Source organism: Cryobacterium sp. TMT4-31, from assembly GCF_004403385.1.
Lineage (GTDB): Bacteria > Actinomycetota > Actinomycetes > Actinomycetales > Microbacteriaceae > Cryobacterium > Cryobacterium zongtaii.
In genome coordinates, this window is record NZ_SOGI01000053.1 from 1 (window position 1) to 16,340 (window position 16,340).

The window sequence follows — 16,340 nt, forward strand, 5'->3', positions numbered from 1 at the left end:
CCGACGACGAACCTCACGCGGAAACCCAACACGACCACCCATAACCAACACCTCAATCAATCAGGTGTTGCAACGACCCCCTGAACCCAAGGGGCGCACTTGTCCGTTTCGGCACCAGTTGCGGCGGGGCTCAGACGGCGCGGCGTCGGCGGATGACGATGTCGCTGAACAGCACCAGGGCCAGGGACAGCAGGATGATGGCCACGTACACGAACGGCACCGTGCCGAGCCCCACCCGGTCCAGCAGGAACGCTCCCACGAACGCGCCCAGGCCGATGCCGATGTTGAACGCCGTGGTGTACACGGCGCTGGCGGTGTCGCGGATGCGCACCGACGCGGTGTGCAGCAGCCGGGTCTGCAGCAGCGGCGGGAATGAGCCGAACGCCAGGCCCCAGACCAGGAACGCGATGATCGCCACGGGCAGCACCTCGGTGGACAGTGCCAGCACGCTCACGCTGACGGCGGTGACCGCCAGGCCGAGCACCAGGCCCAGCTGCGGGCGCTTGCTGAACACCACCCCGCTGATGAACAGGCCGATCGCCCCGGCGATGCCGTAGGCGAAGAGCAGGGGTGCCACGGCGTCGCTGCCCACGCCGAGGGTGTCGCTGAGGAACGGGGCGATGTAGGTGTAGAAGGTGTAGTGCCCGATCATGGTCAGCGCCGTGATCACGCAGACCAGCGCGACGGCGCCGATCGTGGCATCCCGCGGCAGCTTCGCGGGCAGCGTGACCGTGCCGGTGGCCGTCGTCACGGGCTGTGCCGGCTTGGCGTTGTAGTGGTCGACCTTGGGCAGGAACCTCCAGATCACCACGGCGCCCACGAGCATCAGCCCGGCGAGCACCACGAACGAGAGCCGCCAGCCGAGCAAGTGGCCGAGGAAGGTGCCCAGCGGCACCCCGAAGACGAACGCCAGTGTGCCGCCGGCGATGGTGATCGAAACCGCGCGGGCGATCTGGTCCCTGGGCACGAGGTGCGCGGAGTACGCGCCGACCACGCCCCAGAACAGGCCGTGCGCCAGCCCGCCGATCACCCGGGAGATCACCACGAAGGTGTAGTCGGGGGCGATCGCGGTGAGCACGTTGCTCAGCGCGAACACGACCAGGACCATCAGGATCAGCCCGTGCCTGGGCATCCGGCGGGTCAGCAACGCCAGCGGTGTGCTGGTGATCACGACGGTGAAGGCGAACCAGGACACGAGCAGCCCGACCTGGGACTGGCTCACGCCCAGCGAGCTGCTCATTTCCGGCAGCAGGCCGGTGGGCAGCATCTCCGAGGTGACCGAGAGGAACACAGCGGCGGAGAGGGCGATCAGGCCGATCCAGGGGAACGGTCCGGTGGGGGCTTTTTCGTTCGGACCGGGAACGCCGGTCGATGGCAGCGTGATGGGCGCGGTGAATGACATGGGTGCTGTGGCTCACAGACAGGATGCCGCTTGCCCGAGGCCAGCGGCTGTCACGGCTGGCTGCGCGGTTCTTCAAGCGGTGCGCGCCGACGTGCGCGCCCGGGGCCGGTGAGATTCCGCCGACCACGGACTAGCTTAGCCGAGTGAGCCCGCAAACGACAGGGTCGCCCGGCGCAACCGGCCGGCCGCTGATGCCGGTGTGCACCGGCAGTCCCGGTAATCTGGTTCGATGAACCCCAGTCTTCCGGCTCCCGTGCACCACCACCACCTGGTCGTCACCCTCGTCTGCCCCGACCAGCCCGGTATCGTGCACGCCGTCAGCGGCGCGATCGTTCAGGCCCGTGGCAACATCACCGAGAGCCAGCAGTTCTCCAGCGCCGACACCGGCCGGTTCTTCATCCGTCTGCAGGTGGAGTCCCCCGCGAACCGCGACGAACTGCAGGCCGCGCTCGCGCCGATCATCGAGCGGTACGCCATGGCATCCGTCATCGACGTTGTCGGGCGGCCGCTGCGCACCCTGGTGCTGGCCTCCACCGCCGGGCACTGCGTCAACGACCTGCTCTTCCGCCAGCGCGGTGGCCAGCTGGCCGTCGAGGTGCCGCTGGTGCTCAGCAACCACGGCACCCTGCGCGACCTGGTCGGGTTCTATGGCGTGCCGTTCGAATCGCTGCCGATCACGGATGCGGCCAGCAAGGCCGCGTTCGAGGCTCGCGTGGTCGACGCCGTCGAGGCGAACGACATCGAACTGGTGGTGCTGGCCCGGTATATGCAGATCCTCTCCCCCGAGCTGTGCGCGTATCTCGAGGGCCGCGCGATCAACATCCACCACTCGTTCCTGCCCGGCTTCAAGGGGGCCAACCCGTACAAGCAGGCCCACGCCCGCGGTGTGAAGCTCATCGGCGCCACGGCGCACTTCGTCACCAGCGACCTGGACGAGGGTCCGATCATCGAGCAGAACGTCGTGCGCGTGGATCACTCCCGCACCCCCGCCGAACTCGTCGCGATCGGTCAGGACGAGGAGAGCCGCACCCTCACCCAGGCGGTGAAGTGGTTCGCCGAGAACCGGGTGCTGCTCGACGGAGCACGCACCATCATCTTCAAGTAGCCCGGTCGGTAGGATTGGCGGGTGAACGACACCCGCCCCACCCCGACCATCGGCGCCAACGACATCCTGCGTTTTGTGCTTGAACTGTTCGCCTTCGTGAGCCTGGCGCTCTGGGGGTTCCTGGCCTGGCCGCTGCCGTGGCCGGGCATCCTGGTGGGCATCCTCGCGCCGGCCTTCGCGGTCCTGGTCTGGGCGCTGTTCCGCTCGCCCAAGGCCGTGTTCCGGCTCGACCCGTTCGGCAAGGCGATCGTGGAGATCTTCGTGTTCGGCGCCGCGGCGTTGGCCTGGTGGGACCTGGGCCAGCCGATTGTTGCCGGCGTCTTCGCGGTGGTGGCCACCGTCAGCGGTGTGCTCTCCGGCCGCAAGGAGCTCGGCGCCTGAGCGTTACTGCAGCAGACCGATGATGGCGCCCATCACGGTGAAGGACACCACGTTGTACGACCCGTTGATGGCGAACAGCACGAGGCTTCTCCGTTCGAACAGGTAGTTCACGCCGAAGGCTGCGGCCACGAATGTCGAGCCGGTGGCGAATCCGGCGAACGTGCCGAAGCCCGGCCCGTTCGAGCCGATGAACACGGCCAGGCTGATCGCCATGACGATCGCCAGGATCGCCGAACCGATGAAGACCCGCGCGGTGCCGTGCTTCAGCTGTTCGTCGGTGACGCCCGCAGCGCGCTGCCACGGGCGGGCGAACACCACCGAGTACCAGAGCCCGCCGATCACGAACGACGAGAGTGCGGCCAGCGCGACCGCCAGCCAGTTGAATGACACGTCCATGTCTACTCCCGGGATACCTGGTCCCGGCCACTCCGGGACACTGTCACGCTAACCATCAGGGCGCGGTGCGTCTTGTAGAAAATTCCGGCACCGTCGGCGACGGCACACCCTCCGGCTCATCCAGCGGCACGAAGGCGGCGTAGTCCACACCGAAGCGGGTGACGATGTCGAGGTACCGGCTGGGCGAGAAGCCCGTGAACGCCCGGAAGACCCTGATGAAATGGGGCTGGTCGTAGTACCCGGACGTGGCCACCAGATCGGCCCAGCTGGGCATCGGCCCCTGCAACGGCAGTGCCTGGATGAACTGGCGGAACCGGACGATGTCCGCGTAGGCCTTGGGGGTGACCCCGCACCAGGACTTGAAGTCGTCGATCAGGCGGTGGTGGCTGAGCCCGGCGGCCGCCGCGATCTCCGGCACCGGCGCATCCGGGTTCTGGTGGATGCCGGCCCAGGCCCGCAGCACCGCCGGCGGCGCCGAGCCTGGCCGTCGCCGGGCGCGCAGGTGGTCGATCAGCAGCGCCACCGCCACCGCCGGGTCGGGGGCCCGCCGCGCGGTCTGCCGCAGCGCGTCGGTGTCACCGAGCAACCCCTGGCTCTCCCGCACGGTGCCGGTCAGCTCGTCGGCGGGCAGATCGAGGAACCTGGCGGCGGCGAACGGCGCCAGCTCGGCGGCGACGTGCCGGATCGCCGACGGGCTCTGGGTCATCAGGAACCGTGGCTGCAGCCCGGACAGGAAGCCCGCCCCGAGCGTGCGCGCCGCGCCGGTCTCCAGGTCGAACACCCGATACGGGTCGGACAGGTTAAGGATCAGGTGCAGGGCGGGCTGCGGGAAGATGCGCTCGTAGCGTTGCTCCGCGGGCTGCTCGAGGTACCACAGCCGCAACACGTCCGGGGCCAGATCGGCCGGCACGGGCACCTCGAGGTAGGCCATGCCCCCACCGTAGGACCGACGGCTGCCGCTGGCTACTCGACCGGGCAGGGTCTGCAGGAGTTGTGCGGCTCAGCGGTCGACGGCGTCGGTGACCGGCGGCTCGGCGGCGGGGTGCGCGGGCAGGCCGGCGGGCATCCGCAGGGCGTAGAGGGAGGTGGCGACGAAGAGCAGCCCGCCGAGCAGGAACGCGGCCGGGTACGAGACGGTGTCGGCGAGCAGGCCCGCCACGAGGGGGCCGACGATGGCGCCGAAGTCGGAGAACATCGAGAAGATCGCCACCGGGCGGCCGCCCGCGGTGCCGGCCGCGTCGCCGACGGATGCCGCCGGCGCGGTGCCCATGAATGCCGCGGCGACGCCGTAGACACAGAGCAGCGCGGTGAGCAGCCAAATGTTCGGGGCGAATGGGATCGCCGTGATCGTCACGGCCGCCACCAGGAAAGCGCCGATGATGGCAGGTTTCCGTCCGACGGTGTCGACGAACCTGGACGCGGGCGCCAGAGCAAGGGTCTGCGCGACCGCGGCGACGGCGAACGCGATTCCGGTCCAGGCGCTCGGTCCCTTGAGTACCTCGACGACGAGCACCGGCACCAGGGCGCCGCGCACCCCGAACGACGACCAGCCCTGGGAGAAGTTGGCCAGGCAGGCGGCGCGGAACCGGGGGTCGCGGAGCACGCTGCGGAGCGGCATCATCGGTGTCGGAGCACCCGTCAAGCCGCCGCCGGCGCGCGTGGCCGGCTGCAGCAGAACCAGCCCGATCACCCCGGCCACGGCGAGGGTGCCGGCGTAGAAGAAGAACGGCGCGGTCAGCGAGATGGTGGCGAGCAGGCCGCCGAGCGCCGGCCCGGCCATTCCGCCGATGAGGAAGCCGCCCTGGTAGAAACCCACGGCGCGGCCGCGGATGCCCGGCGCGGTGGTGCGCAGCAGCAGGGTCATCGCCGCGACGGTGAACATCGCCGAGCCGATGCCGCCCACGCCCCGCAGCAGCAGCAGTTGCGGGTAGCTGCCGGCGATGCCGACCAGGCCGCTGGAGACCGCCACGATGCCGATGCCCACGGCGAGGATGGTGCGTTCGCCGGCCCAGTCGATGAGCTTGCCGCAGACCGGGCTGGCGACGAAGCGCATCAGGGCGAACGCCGACACCACCGCGCCGATCTCGAGGTTGCCCACGCCGAAGCTCTTCACGTACACCGGCAGTACCGGCACCACGACGCCGAAGCCCACCATGACGAAGAACGCGATCACACCGAGCACATAGACATCCCGGCCGAGGCGGGGTTCGTTAGCCGTTCGGCTGGTGGTGGGCCCGAACGGCAAACGGATGCGTCGCATCCCTCCAGATTAGGCGCTCGCGGGCCCCTGGAAGATCGCCAGAGTCAGCGGGTGGGCACCGGCTGTGTGGCCGCGGGAATTCGGGCGGCCACCCCGCGGGCGCGCACGTCGCGGCGCCCGCCGATGGCCCGCAGCGCGTTGAGGATGGTGGCCAGGTCCACCAGCTCCTGCAGCAACGCGCCCACGGTGGCGGGGATCAGCCCGAAGGCGGCGGCGATCATCAGGCCGATGCTGAGCGCGATGCCGAGCCAGATGCTCTGCAGGGCGATCCGCACGGTGTCCCGGCCGATTGCGACGGCCCGGGCGGCGCGGGACAGGTCGTCGAGCAGGATCACGGCATCCGCCGATTCGCTGGCCGCGGTGGACCCCTTGGCGCCCATCGCGATGCCCACGTCGGCCACGGCGAGCACGGGCGCGTCGTTGACGCCGTCGCCGACCATGATCACCGGCCGCTCCCGGATGGCCCGCACGGCGTCGACCTTGTCGGCCGGCAGGCAGTCCGCCCGCACCCTGGTGATGCCCACCAGCCGGGCAATGTGGTTCGCGGTCGGCCGGGTGTCGCCGGTGAGCATCACGGATTCGCGCACGCCCAGCCGCTCGAGCGCCGCGATGGTGGCGCGGGCGTTGTCGCGCACCTGGTCGCTGGCGACGATGCAGCCCGCGTACCGGCCGTCCACGGCCAGGTAGATGGCCAGTTCGCCGCCGGACAGGTCGGCCGGGTAGGCATCCGGGGCGTGCTCGGCCACAAACGACAGCTTTCCTACGACCACCTCCTGGTCGCCGAACCGGGCCGTGACGCCGTGCGCGGGCACCTCCACGGCCGACTCGGTGCGCTGCAGCGCGAGGCCGCGCGTTTCGGCGGCGGTGATGACGGATGCGGCGAGCACGTGCGACGAGTACTGCTCGGCCGACGCGGCCAGGCTGAGCAGCTCGTCCTCGCTGAACGGGTCCTCCGGGCAGACCCGGGCGATGGCCGGCGTGCCGTAGGTGAGGGTGCCGGTTTTGTCGAAGACCACAGTATTGGCGCGGGCGAGTTTCTCGAGCACTCCCCCGCCCTTGACGATGATGCCGTTCCGGGCCGCCCGGCTCATCCCGCCCATGAACGCCACCGGGGCGGCGAGCAGCAGCGGGCACGGGGTGGCGACCACGAGCACCTCGGCGAAACGCACCGGGTCACCGGAGACGAACCAGGCCAGGCCGGCGATCAGCAGCGCCCCCGCGGTGAACGGCACCGCGTACCTGTCGGCGAGGCGCACGACCGGGGCCTTGCTCGCGGCGGCCTCCGCCACCAGCGCCACGATCTGCTGGTACTGGCTGTCGGCGGCCAGGGCGGTGGCGCGCACTGTCGCTGCGGCCTGCCCGTTGATGGAACCGCTGAGCACAGGGTCGCCCGCGTGCCGCTCAACGGGCAGGCTCTCGCCGGTCAGCGAGGACTCGTCGAACGCGGCCGAGGCGGAGACCAGGTCGGCGTCCACGGGTACGATCTCGGCGGGCCGCACCAGCAGCAGGTCGCCGATCTGCACCAGGGTGGCCGGCACGTCGTCAACGTCGGAGGAGCCGCCCCGCAGCAGGTGCGCGATCTGCGGCACCCGGTCGAGCAGGGCGTTCAGCTCCCGCTGGGCCCGCCCCGCGGCGTAGTCCTCGAGCGCGGCGCCGCCGGAGAGCATCAGCACGATCAGCAGGGTGGCCACGTACTCGCCCACCAGGATGGTCGCGATGATGGCCATGATCGCCAGCAGGTCCACGCCGAACGAGCCCTGGCGCATCCGTTTGATCATGCCGACGCCCTGGATGCCGACAACGACCAGGCCGAGGGCGGAGAACAGCCACTGCACGGCGACCGTCAGCCCGGCGGCCCACAGCAGCAGTCCGAGCAGGCCGATGAGGATGGTTGCCGCCACAACCGGATACCGGCGGAATGCTCCCGTGAGCGTGGACATGGCTCCATTGTCACCTCGGATGCCCGTAGGCACCAGCAAGGAGAGCCTCCGCTTGTCGCCGTACCCGTCGGGCCAACTGTTCCCGGTGCGGACAATTGCGCCCGGCGTACCGGGCACAATTGTCCGTTTCGGCGACAGTTGGGCGCAGAAAAGGCCCCGCCGGATCGACGGGGCCTTTTCGGGTGCGGGCGGGCGGGTTAGGCCAGGCGGGTCTGCAGGTTCTCGGCGATCGCGGCCAGGAACTCCTCGGTGGTGAGGTAGCCCTGGTCCGGGCCGACCAACAGCGCGAGGTCCTTGGTCATCTTGCCGCTCTCGACGGTCTTCACGACCACATCCTCGAGGGTGTGCGCGAACTCGGCGAGCGCCGGGTTGCCGTCGAGCTTGGCGCGGTGCGACAAGCCGCGGGTCCAGGCGTAGATCGACGCGATCGGGTTGGTCGAGGTGGGCTTGCCCTGCTGGTGCTGGCGGTAGTGCCGGGTCACGGTGCCGTGCGCGGCCTCGGCCTCGACGACGCTGCCGTCGGGGGTGGAGAGCACGCTGGTCATCAGGCCGAGCGAGCCGAAGCCCTGCGCGACGGTGTCGGACTGCACGTCGCCGTCGTAGTTCTTGCAGGCCCAGACGTAACCGCCCTCCCACTTCATCGCCGATGCGACCATGTCGTCGATCAGGCGGTGCTCATAGGTGAGGCCGGCGGCCTCGAAGCGGTTCTTGAACTCGGTGTCGAAGATCTCCTGGAAGATGTCCTTGAACCGGCCGTCGTACGCCTTGAGGATGGTGTTCTTGGTCGACAGGTAGACCGGGTAGTTGCGCTCCAGGCCGTAGTTGAGCGAGGCGCGGGCGAAGTCGATGATCGACTTGTCGAGGTTGTACATGCCCATGGCCACACCGCTGCCCGGCGCCTGGAAGACCTCGAACTGCTGCGGGTCGCCGCCGTCCTTCGGGGTGAAGGTCATGGTGAGGGTGCCTTCGCCCTCGAAACGGAAGTTGGTGGCGCGGTACTGGTCGCCGAACGCGTGGCGGCCGATGATGATCGGCTTGTTCCAGCCCGGCACCAGGCGCGGGATGTTGGAGATGATGATCGGCTCACGGAAGATGGTGCCGCCGAGGATGTTGCGGATGGTGCCGTTGGGCGACGCCCACATCTTCTTCAGGCCGAATTCTTCGACCCGGGCCTCGTCCGGGGTGATGGTGGCGCACTTGACGCCGACGCCGTGCTTCTGGATGGCGTGAGCCGCGTCGACGGTGATCTGGTCGTCGGTCTCGTCACGCTTCTGGATCGAGAGGTCGTAGTACTCGAGGTCGATGTCGAGGTACGGGTGAATCAGGGAGTCCTTGATGGCCTGCCAGATGATGCGGGTCATCTCGTCCCCGTCAAGCTCGACGACAGTACCTGCAACCTTGATCTTCGACAATGGATTCTCCTCAGTGAGTCGGGGCGTGGTGGCCGTCAACAATCCTAGCCGAGGGCGGTAACTGTCTCGACATCGAGACAGTTGGCCGGCGTTTCGGTGACGGTCGCCGAGTCCCCCACAAACCCGACTACCTGCCGCCGTGGCCGGGCGATAGCCTTGGGTGTATGCCTGAACTCCGACTTGAAGAACTGTCCGCGCGCAACATCGTCGCGGCCAATAACCTGAGCCTCAAGCCCGGTCAGGAGCAATTCATCGCGCCGGTCTCGTATTCGGTCGCCGCATCCGTGATCAACCCGGCCACCGCCTGGCAGCGTGTCGTATTGCTCGACGGCGAGGTCGCCGGGTTCATCCACGGTAATTTCGACCCCGAATCCGCCCAGGAGGAATTCCGCGCCTGCATCTGGCGGATCAACGTCGACGCCGAGGCCCAGGGCATGGGTGTGGGCAAGTTCGCCGCCGATGCCCTCGCCGAAGAGGCCCGTCACCGCGGTTTCGACCGCATCACGGTGATCTGGGAGCCCGGCGAGGACGGCCCTGAGGCCTTCTTCCACCGCATCGGCTTCGTCGACATCGGCGAAACCGAGTTCGGTGAGGTCATCGGCGCGCTCACCCTCTAGCCGGTGCGCCTCAACCCGGCCAGCCCGTTCGTGGAGGCCGTGCTCGACGTCGTCGAGGCGATCCCACCCGGCCGGGTGATGACCTATGGCGACGTCGCCGCCGCCCTCGGCTCCCGCGCCGCCCGGGTGGTGGGCCAGACGATGGCGCAATTCGGGTCGGATGCGCCGTGGTGGCGGGTGATCCGCGCCGGTGGGCATCCGCCGATCGGCCACGAGAGCCGGGCGCTGGTGCACTACCGGGCCGAGCAGACACCGTTGCTGCCCGGTCCCGAGCCGGAGTCCGGCTACAGGGTGGACCTCAGCCGAGCGCGCTGGCGTCCCTGACAGGGCCGGCCGGCCCGGCAGTGTCAATGTGGGCGTCGGTGTCGGTGTCGGTGTCGGTGAGGCTCAGGCTGAGCTCGAGCAACCGGGTCCGCCACTCCTCGACCCGCCCGGGCTGGTCGATGCCCAGCACCGCCACCGGCGTCTCGCCACGGCGGTAGACGGCCAGCAGGTCGCCGGTGTCGACCCCGCCCGCCTCGATCGTCATCGACTCGCCACCGTGCACCCGGCCGGCGAACTGCACCAGGGCGCCGGCCTGCTCCGAGGTCAGCGTGGCGGGCGCCCCCGCCCCGCCCGGGTCGACCCCGAGCAGCGCGGCCATGGCGATCGACGGTCGGTTGCGGGTGTCGCTGAAGTGCGCGATGCGGCGGTGCGCCCCGGTTTCCGGGTCAAGCCAGGCCGCACAATCACCGACCGCGACGATCCCGGGCACGCCGGTGCCGCCGGCCGCGTCGGCGACCACCCCGCCGTGCAGGTCCCGGCCACCCGGGTCGAGTGCGGAGCCGCCGAGCCAGCCGACCAGCGGCACCGCGCCGATGTCCAGCAGCACCAGGTCGGCTCCGATCTCTTCCCCGCTGCTCAGCCGCACCCCGGACACCCAGCCGGGGCCGATCAGCTCGGTCACCCGCAGGTCGGTGCGCACGGTGATGCCCCGGCGCTCGTGCAGCCCGAACACGGCGCCGGCGACGGTGGCGCCGAAGGCCGTGTGGAGCGCATCCGTGCTACTGACGAGCACCGTCACCCGCAGACCCAGGTCACGGGCGGTCGACGCCACTTCGAGGCCGACGACCCCGGAGCCGACCACGACCAGGTGGGCGCCGGGCAGCAATTCTTCGCGGAGCGCCAGGGCGTCCTCCACGGTGCGCAGCGTGTGCACCCCGCGGGGCATGGTCGCCATGCGGCGGGCGGCGGAGCCGGTGGCGATCACCACGGCGTCGGAGTCGACGGTGCGGCCGTTGGCCAGCGTCACCCGGTGCGTGGCCGCGTCGAGCGCGACGGCCGCGACCCCCAGGCGCCAGTCGGCGTCGAGGTCGTCGTGAGGGGCCTCGAGCGCCAGTTCATCGATCGTGGTCTGCCCGGTGAGGAAGCCGCGGCCGAGCGGCGGCCGGTCGTAGGGCCGGTGGCGTTCGCTGCCGAGCACGGTGATGCGGCCGGTGTAGCCGTGGGCGCGGAGGGCGACGGCACTGGCGTGGCCCACCACCCCCGCACCCACGATGGTGACTGAGTCCATGCTGGGTGATCCCCCGATCAGACAGGCTGACACCTACGGATGACCGTGCGGCGCCGGCTCGGGAACGAGGCTGCTCGTTCACGGCGGTTGTGTTCTCTGGCACCAGATTCGCTGCCAGCCCAGGGAGTGTCAAGCGCGTCGGGCCGGTTCCCGGCAAGTGGTTCCCGACCCTCAACATCCCCGAAACACCCCCGACTCAAACCACCCGCGAACCGCGACCCAAGCACCGAAAGCCTCAAGTTTCGGGTACTTGGCTGACAGTTCGCGAGTGGTCAGACGAGGGACTCGCGCCAGGCGGCGTGCAGTCGGGAGAACCGGCCGGTTCCCGAGATGAGCATGTCGGGGGTGCCGTCCTCGACGATGACGCCGTTCTCCATCACCAGCACCCGGTCGGCGATCGCCACGGTCGACAGGCGGTGCGCGATGATCACCGCGGTGCGGTCGCTGAGCAGCGTCTGCAAAGCCTCCTGCACCAGCCGTTCGCTGGGGATGTCCAGCGAACTGGTGGCCTCGTCGAGGATCAGCACCGCCGGGTCGGCCAGGAACGCCCGCGCGAACGAGATCAGCTGACGCTGGCCGGCGGAAACCCTGCCGCCGCGCTTGTTCACGTCGGTGTCGTACCCGCCGGGCAGGCCCACGATGAAGTCGTGCGCGCCGACGGCCCGCGCGGCCGCCTCGATCTCCGACCGCGTCGCATCCGGTTTGCCGATCGCGATGTTGTCGGCGACGCTGCCACTGAACAGGTACGCCTCCTGGGTCACCATCACGATGGCCCGGCGCAGGTCCTTGGGGTGCAGGTCGCGCAGGTCGACGCCGTCCAACAGCACCCGGCCGTGCGACGGGTCATAGAACCTGGAGATCAGCTTCGCCAGGGTCGATTTGCCGGCGCCCGTCGAGCCGACCAGGGCGATGGTCTGCCCGGGTTCCAGGGTGAGGCTGAAGTGCGGCAGGATGACCCGGTCGGCCTGGTACTCGAACTGCACGTTGTCGAAGTGCACGGCACCCTTCGAGGTCCACAGGTCCACCGGCGTGACGGGGTCGGGCACACCGGGCTGCTCCTCGAGCACCCCGGAGATCTTCTCCAGCGCGGCTGCGGCCGACTGGTAGGAGTTGTAGAACATCGCCATCTCCTCCATCGGGTCGAAGAACCGGCGGGTGTACAGCAGCGCGGCGAGCAGCGCACCGATGGCCAGCTGCCCGTCGGCCACGCGGAAGCCGCCGACCAGCAGCACCGCAGCGACGGTGACGTTGCCGATCAGGATCAGCCCGGGATCGAACACGCCGAACAGTTGGATAACGCGGGCGTTGACCAGCCGGTACGACTCGACGAGCTTGCCGAAGACACCCTCGTTGCGCTTCTCGGTGCGGAACGCCTTGACCGCGCGGATGCCGGTCATGGTCTCGACGAACTGCACGATCAGGCTCGCGGACGCGGTGCGGGACTGGCGGAACAGGTGCTGCGAGCGCACCTGGAACCAGCGGGTCAGCGCGAGCAGTGGCACGAGTGCAACGAGCAGCACCAGCCCGCTGACCCCGTCGAGGGCGAAGAGGGCGATGCCGGTGAAGGCCATGTAGAGCAGGCCCTGCACGAGCTGGTTGATGCCGGAGTCCAGCAGCTCCCTGATCGCATCCAGGTCGCTGGTCTGCCGGGAAATGATGCGTCCGGAGGTGTACGACTCGTGGAATTCGAGGCTCAGCCGTTGGGTCTGCAGGAACACGCGCTTCCGCAGGTCGATGAGCACGGCCTGGCTGATCCGGGCGGAGAGCACGGTGTACCAGGCGATCAGTAGCGCCCCGGTGATGCCGGTGATCAGGTAGATCGCCCCGGTCGCCGCCAGCGGCACCCAGTCCTGTTCGAGCAGGGCGGGCAGGCCCTTGTCGATGCCGAACGCGATCAGGGCCGGGCCGGCGACCTGCGCGGCGGTGGACACGACGACGACGAGCATCGCCATGACCACCGACCAGCGCACCGGGAACAGCAGCGAGCCGAGCAGGCGCAACGACCGGCGCCGGATCTGCGCGCTTTCGGCCTTGGTGTAGTCGAGGCGCTCTTCGCCTTCGACACCGATGACACTCACAGTGCTTCTCCCGCTCGCTCGGACTCTCGTCGTTCTTCGTCCTCCAGGCTGGAGATGACGAACTTGTAGTGCGGGCTCGAGGCCAGCAGCTCGGAGTGCGTGCCGACGGCGGTGATCTTGCCCGCCTCGAGCAGCGCCACCCGGTCGGCGAGCATCACCGTGGACGGGCGATGCGCCACGATCAGGGCGGTCGTGGACGCGAGCACCCGGCGCAGGGCGGCCTCGACCAGCGACTCGGTGTTCACGTCCAGCGCGGAGAGCGGGTCGTCGAGCACCAGGACGGCGGGTGCCGCGGCCACGGCGCGGGCCAGCGCCACGCGCTGTCGCTGCCCGCCGGAAAGGCTCATGCCCTCTTCGCCGACGAGGGTGTCGACACCGTTGGGCAGGTCGTGCACAAACGCCGCCTGCGCGATCTGCAGCGCCTCGGCCAGGGCCGCGTCGGCCTCCGGGGTGCGCTCGGCGAACTCCGGGCGGCCCAGCAGCACGTTGTCACGCACGGATGCCGAGAACAGGGTGGCGTCCTCGAACGCCATGGCGATGTGCCGGCGCAGCTCGTCGCGGCGGAGGGCCCGCACATCGACCCCGTCGAGGGTCACCGAGCCATCCGTCACGTCGTACAGCCGGGTGGTGAGCGCCGTCAGGGTGGACTTGCCGGAGCCGGTGAGACCGACCAGCGCCATGGTCTCGCCGGGTTCGAGCACCAGGTTCACCCCGTCGAGCAGGTCGGGAAACCGTTCGGGTGAGTCCGCGTAGCGGAAGTGCACGTTCTCGAACGCGAGTCGGCCGCGCGGGCTGGTGATCGTGACCGGGCGGGGCGGGTCGGTGATGGTGTTTGGCGTGTCCAGGATGTCGAAGAACCTGTCGGTGGCGGTGCGGGTGTCAAAGGTCATCGACAGCAGGAAGCCGATCGACTCCACCGGGAAGCGCAGCACGGTGGCGGTGGCGAAGAACGCCACCAGCTCGCCGACGCTGAGCTGGCCCTGGCTGGTCAGCCAGACGCCGGAGACCAGGCAAAGCGCGAACGCGACGTCGGGCACCAGCAGCAGCCAGAGCCAGATCCCGGCGATGGCGCGGGCCTTCTCGATCTCGGTGCCGCGCAGCTCCTCCGCCTGGCTGGCGAAGCTCTTGAGCGCGAAGCTGCCACGGCCGAACGCCTTGAGCACCCGGATGCCGTGCACCGACTCCTCGACGGCGGTCGCCAGGTCGCCGGACTGGTCCTGGCTGCGCCTCGCGATCACGGAGTACTTCTCCTCGAACACGTAGCCGTAGATCCAGATCGGGATCGAGCAGACCAGGAAGATCACGCCGAGGATCCAGTTCATCGACAGGAGGATCACCACGCCGGCGATGATGGTGAGGAAGTTGACCACGAGCAGCACCAGACCGAACGAGATCCAACGGCGGATCATGTTGAGGTCGCTGACGGCGCGCGAGAGCAGCTGCCCGCTCGGCCAGCGGTCGTGGAAGGTCACGGGCAGGTCCTGCAGCCGGGCGTACAGGGCGTTGCGCATCCGGGATTCGATGTGGGTACCGGGAACGAGCACGAACCAGCGGCGCAGCGCGATCATGCCGGCCTCGAGCACGCCGAGGCCGAGCACGATGAGTACGGCGGGCCAGATCGGTGCAGTGTCTCCCTGGCTGAGGGCGCCGTCGACGAGTTGCTGCAGCACCTGCGGGATGGCCAGGGCCACCAGCGAGGCAAGCAGTGCCGCGAGCATGCCCAGGCCCAGCCTCGGCAGCGCGGGCTTGGCATAGGGATAGAGCCGCAGCAGGGTGCGGAAGGTGTTGGAGCGCGCAGCGGGCGTGGGCGCAGTGTGCGGCGGATGCTGTGGAGCAGTGGTGGTCATGAGAGAGGTTCCTGGCTGGGCCGGCTCCGGCGCTGAAGCGCCGGTGGGCTGGATGGTGCGGGGCTGGGTGGGTGCGGGACCCGCGACGAAGCCGTTGGTGCTGGCGGCGGTGCCGACGGTGCTCCTGGCGGCGTGCGGTGGTGCCCGGTGCCGGCGCGGAATGACCACGTCCGGAAGAGGAAGCGGGCGGTGACGCCCGCTGAAATGTGCGGCCCGCGCAGACGCGGGCGGTTGGGGTTCTCTGGCCGGGACCTTAGATTGAGGCGAGTCGGAGCGCCGGGACGAAGGCAGCGCCGGTCGCAATAGATGCGTACCTGGTGCGAGCTGTCTTGGTCATGTCGGCCTCCTGAGCGTTTCGTGTCATCGTCTTGTGCCCCCCTTGTTCAGGCAGCCTTTCAGGATAGGGCCACGGACGACTCCGGCGCAAGCAGAATTTTCGCTCAGCGAACGCGCACGCTCAGGCAGGTGACACAGCCCTCGAGCTTCTCGAACTCGGTGATGTCCACGGTCACGGCCCGATAGCCGAGCCCGGTGAGCAGCTCGGTGGTGCGCGGCGCGGCGGCCGACATCAGCAGGGTGTGCGCGTCGAGCACAACCACGGCGGTACCCTCCGCTTCGGGTACCGGCACGAACCTCTCGAACAGTCCCGGGTCGTCCACGAGCGGCGGGTAGCCGATGATGGTGCCGTCCGGCAGGGCGGTGATAGCGGTCTTGAGGTGCAGGGCTCGGGTCACCGGAACCGGGACCACGGTGTAGCCGAGGGGTTCGACGATGTCGGCAAGCTGCGCCGCACCCTCAGCGTTGGTGCGCAGGCTCTGCCCCACGTAAACGGTGGCGCCCACCTTGAGCACGTCACCGCCGTCAAGGGTGCCGGGCAGGTCGATCCGGCGCACCGTGAGTCCCAGGGCGCGCACGGCCGCCTCGGCACCGGCCGTCTCGCCGCGTCGGCTGGGCGCACCAGGGCTGGCGAGCACGGCGGTGTCGCCGAAGAGGATCACGGCATCCTCGATGAAGACGGAGTCCGGCTGGTCGGGTGCCGGATCCACCTCGGTGATGGCCCAGCCCTCCGACTGCAGCGCCGCCACGTAGCCGTCCCACTGCGCCCGGGCCAGCCCGAGGTCGATCGGCACACGATCGATGTGGGTGATCTCGCCCTCGGCGAGGATGTCGACGGGCCGGCGGACCAGCACGCGCCGAGCGGTGCCCGGCAGAGTCACATCGCCAGGGAGGGCCGAGTCGCCGGAGGTTGTCATGCGCTCAGCCTAATCGCAGACGAATTGTTCCCCGTGCGGACAACGCCACATCCGCCACTTGCCGCAAAGCAACCTCTCACACGCCCCGAAAGGGGAG

The 16,340-nt window shown here is 69.5% G+C and carries 14 protein-coding genes; 4 read left to right on the forward strand and 10 right to left on the reverse strand.

What is annotated here, in order from left to right; all coding sequences use genetic code 11:
• Nucleotides 1-130: 130 nt before the first annotated feature.
• On the reverse strand, nucleotides 131-1,402 hold the full coding sequence (locus E3T19_RS11925) for an MFS transporter (RefSeq protein ID WP_103459198.1): 1,272 nt from the start codon (nucleotides 1,400-1,402) through the stop codon (nucleotides 131-133).
• 229 nt (nucleotides 1,403-1,631) lie between these two features.
• Between E3T19_RS11925 and purU the strand changes: the two genes are divergently transcribed.
• Both purU and E3T19_RS11935 read left to right on the forward strand, forming a co-directional pair.
• Nucleotides 1,632-2,507: a formyltetrahydrofolate deformylase gene (gene purU / locus E3T19_RS11930; RefSeq protein ID WP_088457102.1), complete on the forward strand. Its 876-nt coding sequence runs from the start codon at nucleotides 1,632-1,634 to the stop codon at nucleotides 2,505-2,507.
• A 21-nt stretch (nucleotides 2,508-2,528) separates the two neighbouring features.
• Complete coding sequence (locus E3T19_RS11935) at nucleotides 2,529-2,888, forward strand: YrdB family protein (RefSeq protein WP_088457103.1); 360 nt, start codon at nucleotides 2,529-2,531, stop codon at nucleotides 2,886-2,888.
• Nucleotides 2,889-2,891: 3 nt separating this feature from the next.
• Here E3T19_RS11935 and E3T19_RS11940 read toward each other — a convergent pair whose 3' ends face one another.
• The 5 genes from E3T19_RS11940 to E3T19_RS11960 form a co-directional block, all read right to left on the reverse strand.
• Complete coding sequence (locus tag E3T19_RS11940) at nucleotides 2,892-3,284, reverse strand: DUF1761 domain-containing protein (protein ID WP_134408908.1); 393 nt, start codon at nucleotides 3,282-3,284, stop codon at nucleotides 2,892-2,894.
• 55 nt (nucleotides 3,285-3,339) lie between these two features.
• Nucleotides 3,340-4,215, reverse strand: a complete 876-nt coding sequence (locus E3T19_RS11945; RefSeq protein ID WP_134408909.1) for an AraC family transcriptional regulator — start codon at nucleotides 4,213-4,215, stop codon at nucleotides 3,340-3,342.
• A gap of 69 nt (nucleotides 4,216-4,284) precedes the next feature.
• Nucleotides 4,285-5,544, reverse strand: a complete 1,260-nt coding sequence (locus tag E3T19_RS11950) for an MFS transporter (protein ID WP_134408910.1) — start codon at nucleotides 5,542-5,544, stop codon at nucleotides 4,285-4,287.
• A gap of 44 nt (nucleotides 5,545-5,588) precedes the next feature.
• Nucleotides 5,589-7,484 (reverse strand): heavy metal translocating P-type ATPase, encoded by a 1,896-nt coding sequence (locus E3T19_RS11955; protein ID WP_134408911.1) that lies wholly within the window; start codon nucleotides 7,482-7,484, stop codon nucleotides 5,589-5,591.
• A gap of 197 nt (nucleotides 7,485-7,681) precedes the next feature.
• Nucleotides 7,682-8,896, reverse strand: coding sequence for an NADP-dependent isocitrate dehydrogenase (locus tag E3T19_RS11960; RefSeq protein ID WP_088457108.1), 1,215 nt, complete (start codon nucleotides 8,894-8,896; stop codon nucleotides 7,682-7,684).
• A 164-nt stretch (nucleotides 8,897-9,060) separates the two neighbouring features.
• Between E3T19_RS11960 and E3T19_RS11965 the strand changes: the two genes are divergently transcribed.
• Both E3T19_RS11965 and E3T19_RS11970 read left to right on the forward strand, forming a co-directional pair.
• Nucleotides 9,061-9,513 carry a GNAT family N-acetyltransferase gene (locus tag E3T19_RS11965; protein WP_088457109.1) on the forward strand — a complete coding sequence of 151 codons (453 nt, stop codon included), beginning with the start codon at nucleotides 9,061-9,063 and terminating at the stop codon, nucleotides 9,511-9,513.
• Nucleotides 9,514-9,516: 3 nt separating this feature from the next.
• Nucleotides 9,517-9,837 carry an MGMT family protein gene (locus E3T19_RS11970; RefSeq protein ID WP_134408912.1) on the forward strand — a complete coding sequence of 107 codons (321 nt, stop codon included), beginning with the start codon at nucleotides 9,517-9,519 and terminating at the stop codon, nucleotides 9,835-9,837.
• On the opposite strand, the gene E3T19_RS11975 is transcribed toward E3T19_RS11970, so the two are convergent.
• The 4 genes from E3T19_RS11975 to ddaH all read right to left on the reverse strand — a co-directional run bounded on the left by E3T19_RS11975 (nucleotide 9,812) and on the right by ddaH (nucleotide 16,243).
• A complete protein-coding gene (locus E3T19_RS11975) occupies nucleotides 9,812-11,065 on the reverse strand; it encodes an NAD(P)/FAD-dependent oxidoreductase (protein ID WP_174776220.1) in 1,254 nt (417 codons plus the stop codon). The two genes, E3T19_RS11970 and E3T19_RS11975, sit on opposite strands and share 26 nt — an antisense overlap.
• Before the next feature lie 272 nt (nucleotides 11,066-11,337).
• Nucleotides 11,338-13,143, reverse strand: a complete 1,806-nt coding sequence (locus E3T19_RS11980; RefSeq protein ID WP_088457111.1) for an ABC transporter ATP-binding protein — start codon at nucleotides 13,141-13,143, stop codon at nucleotides 11,338-11,340.
• Nucleotides 13,140-14,990 (reverse strand): ABC transporter ATP-binding protein, encoded by a 1,851-nt coding sequence (locus E3T19_RS11985; protein ID WP_088458105.1) that lies wholly within the window; start codon nucleotides 14,988-14,990, stop codon nucleotides 13,140-13,142. Before E3T19_RS11985 ends, E3T19_RS11980 begins: the two co-directional genes overlap by 4 nt.
• A 440-nt stretch (nucleotides 14,991-15,430) precedes the next feature.
• On the reverse strand, nucleotides 15,431-16,243 hold the full coding sequence (gene ddaH / locus E3T19_RS11990; RefSeq protein WP_134408913.1) for a dimethylargininase: 813 nt from the start codon (nucleotides 16,241-16,243) through the stop codon (nucleotides 15,431-15,433).
• Nucleotides 16,244-16,340 lie beyond the last annotated feature (97 nt).

Excerpts from the sequence above, each read along its gene's own strand:
- E3T19_RS11925 (WP_103459198.1), bottom strand. The coding sequence starts at position 1,402 with ATGTCATTCACCGCGCCCATCACGCTGCCATCGACCGGCGTTCCCGGT.
- purU (WP_088457102.1), top strand. The coding sequence starts at position 1,632 with ATGAACCCCAGTCTTCCGGCTCCCGTGCACCACCACCACCTGGTCGTC.
- E3T19_RS11940 (WP_134408908.1), bottom strand. The coding sequence starts at position 3,284 with ATGGACGTGTCATTCAACTGGCTGGCGGTCGCGCTGGCCGCACTCTCG.
- E3T19_RS11945 (WP_134408909.1), bottom strand. The coding sequence starts at position 4,215 with ATGGCCTACCTCGAGGTGCCCGTGCCGGCCGATCTGGCCCCGGACGTG.
- E3T19_RS11950 (WP_134408910.1), bottom strand. The coding sequence starts at position 5,544 with ATGCGACGCATCCGTTTGCCGTTCGGGCCCACCACCAGCCGAACGGCT.
- E3T19_RS11955 (WP_134408911.1), bottom strand. The coding sequence starts at position 7,484 with ATGTCCACGCTCACGGGAGCATTCCGCCGGTATCCGGTTGTGGCGGCA.
- E3T19_RS11965 (WP_088457109.1), top strand. The coding sequence starts at position 9,061 with ATGCCTGAACTCCGACTTGAAGAACTGTCCGCGCGCAACATCGTCGCG.
- E3T19_RS11975 (WP_174776220.1), bottom strand. The coding sequence starts at position 11,065 with ATGGACTCAGTCACCATCGTGGGTGCGGGGGTGGTGGGCCACGCCAGT.
- E3T19_RS11985 (WP_088458105.1), bottom strand. The coding sequence starts at position 14,990 with ATGACCACCACTGCTCCACAGCATCCGCCGCACACTGCGCCCACGCCC.
- ddaH (WP_134408913.1), bottom strand. The coding sequence starts at position 16,243 with ATGACAACCTCCGGCGACTCGGCCCTCCCTGGCGATGTGACTCTGCCG.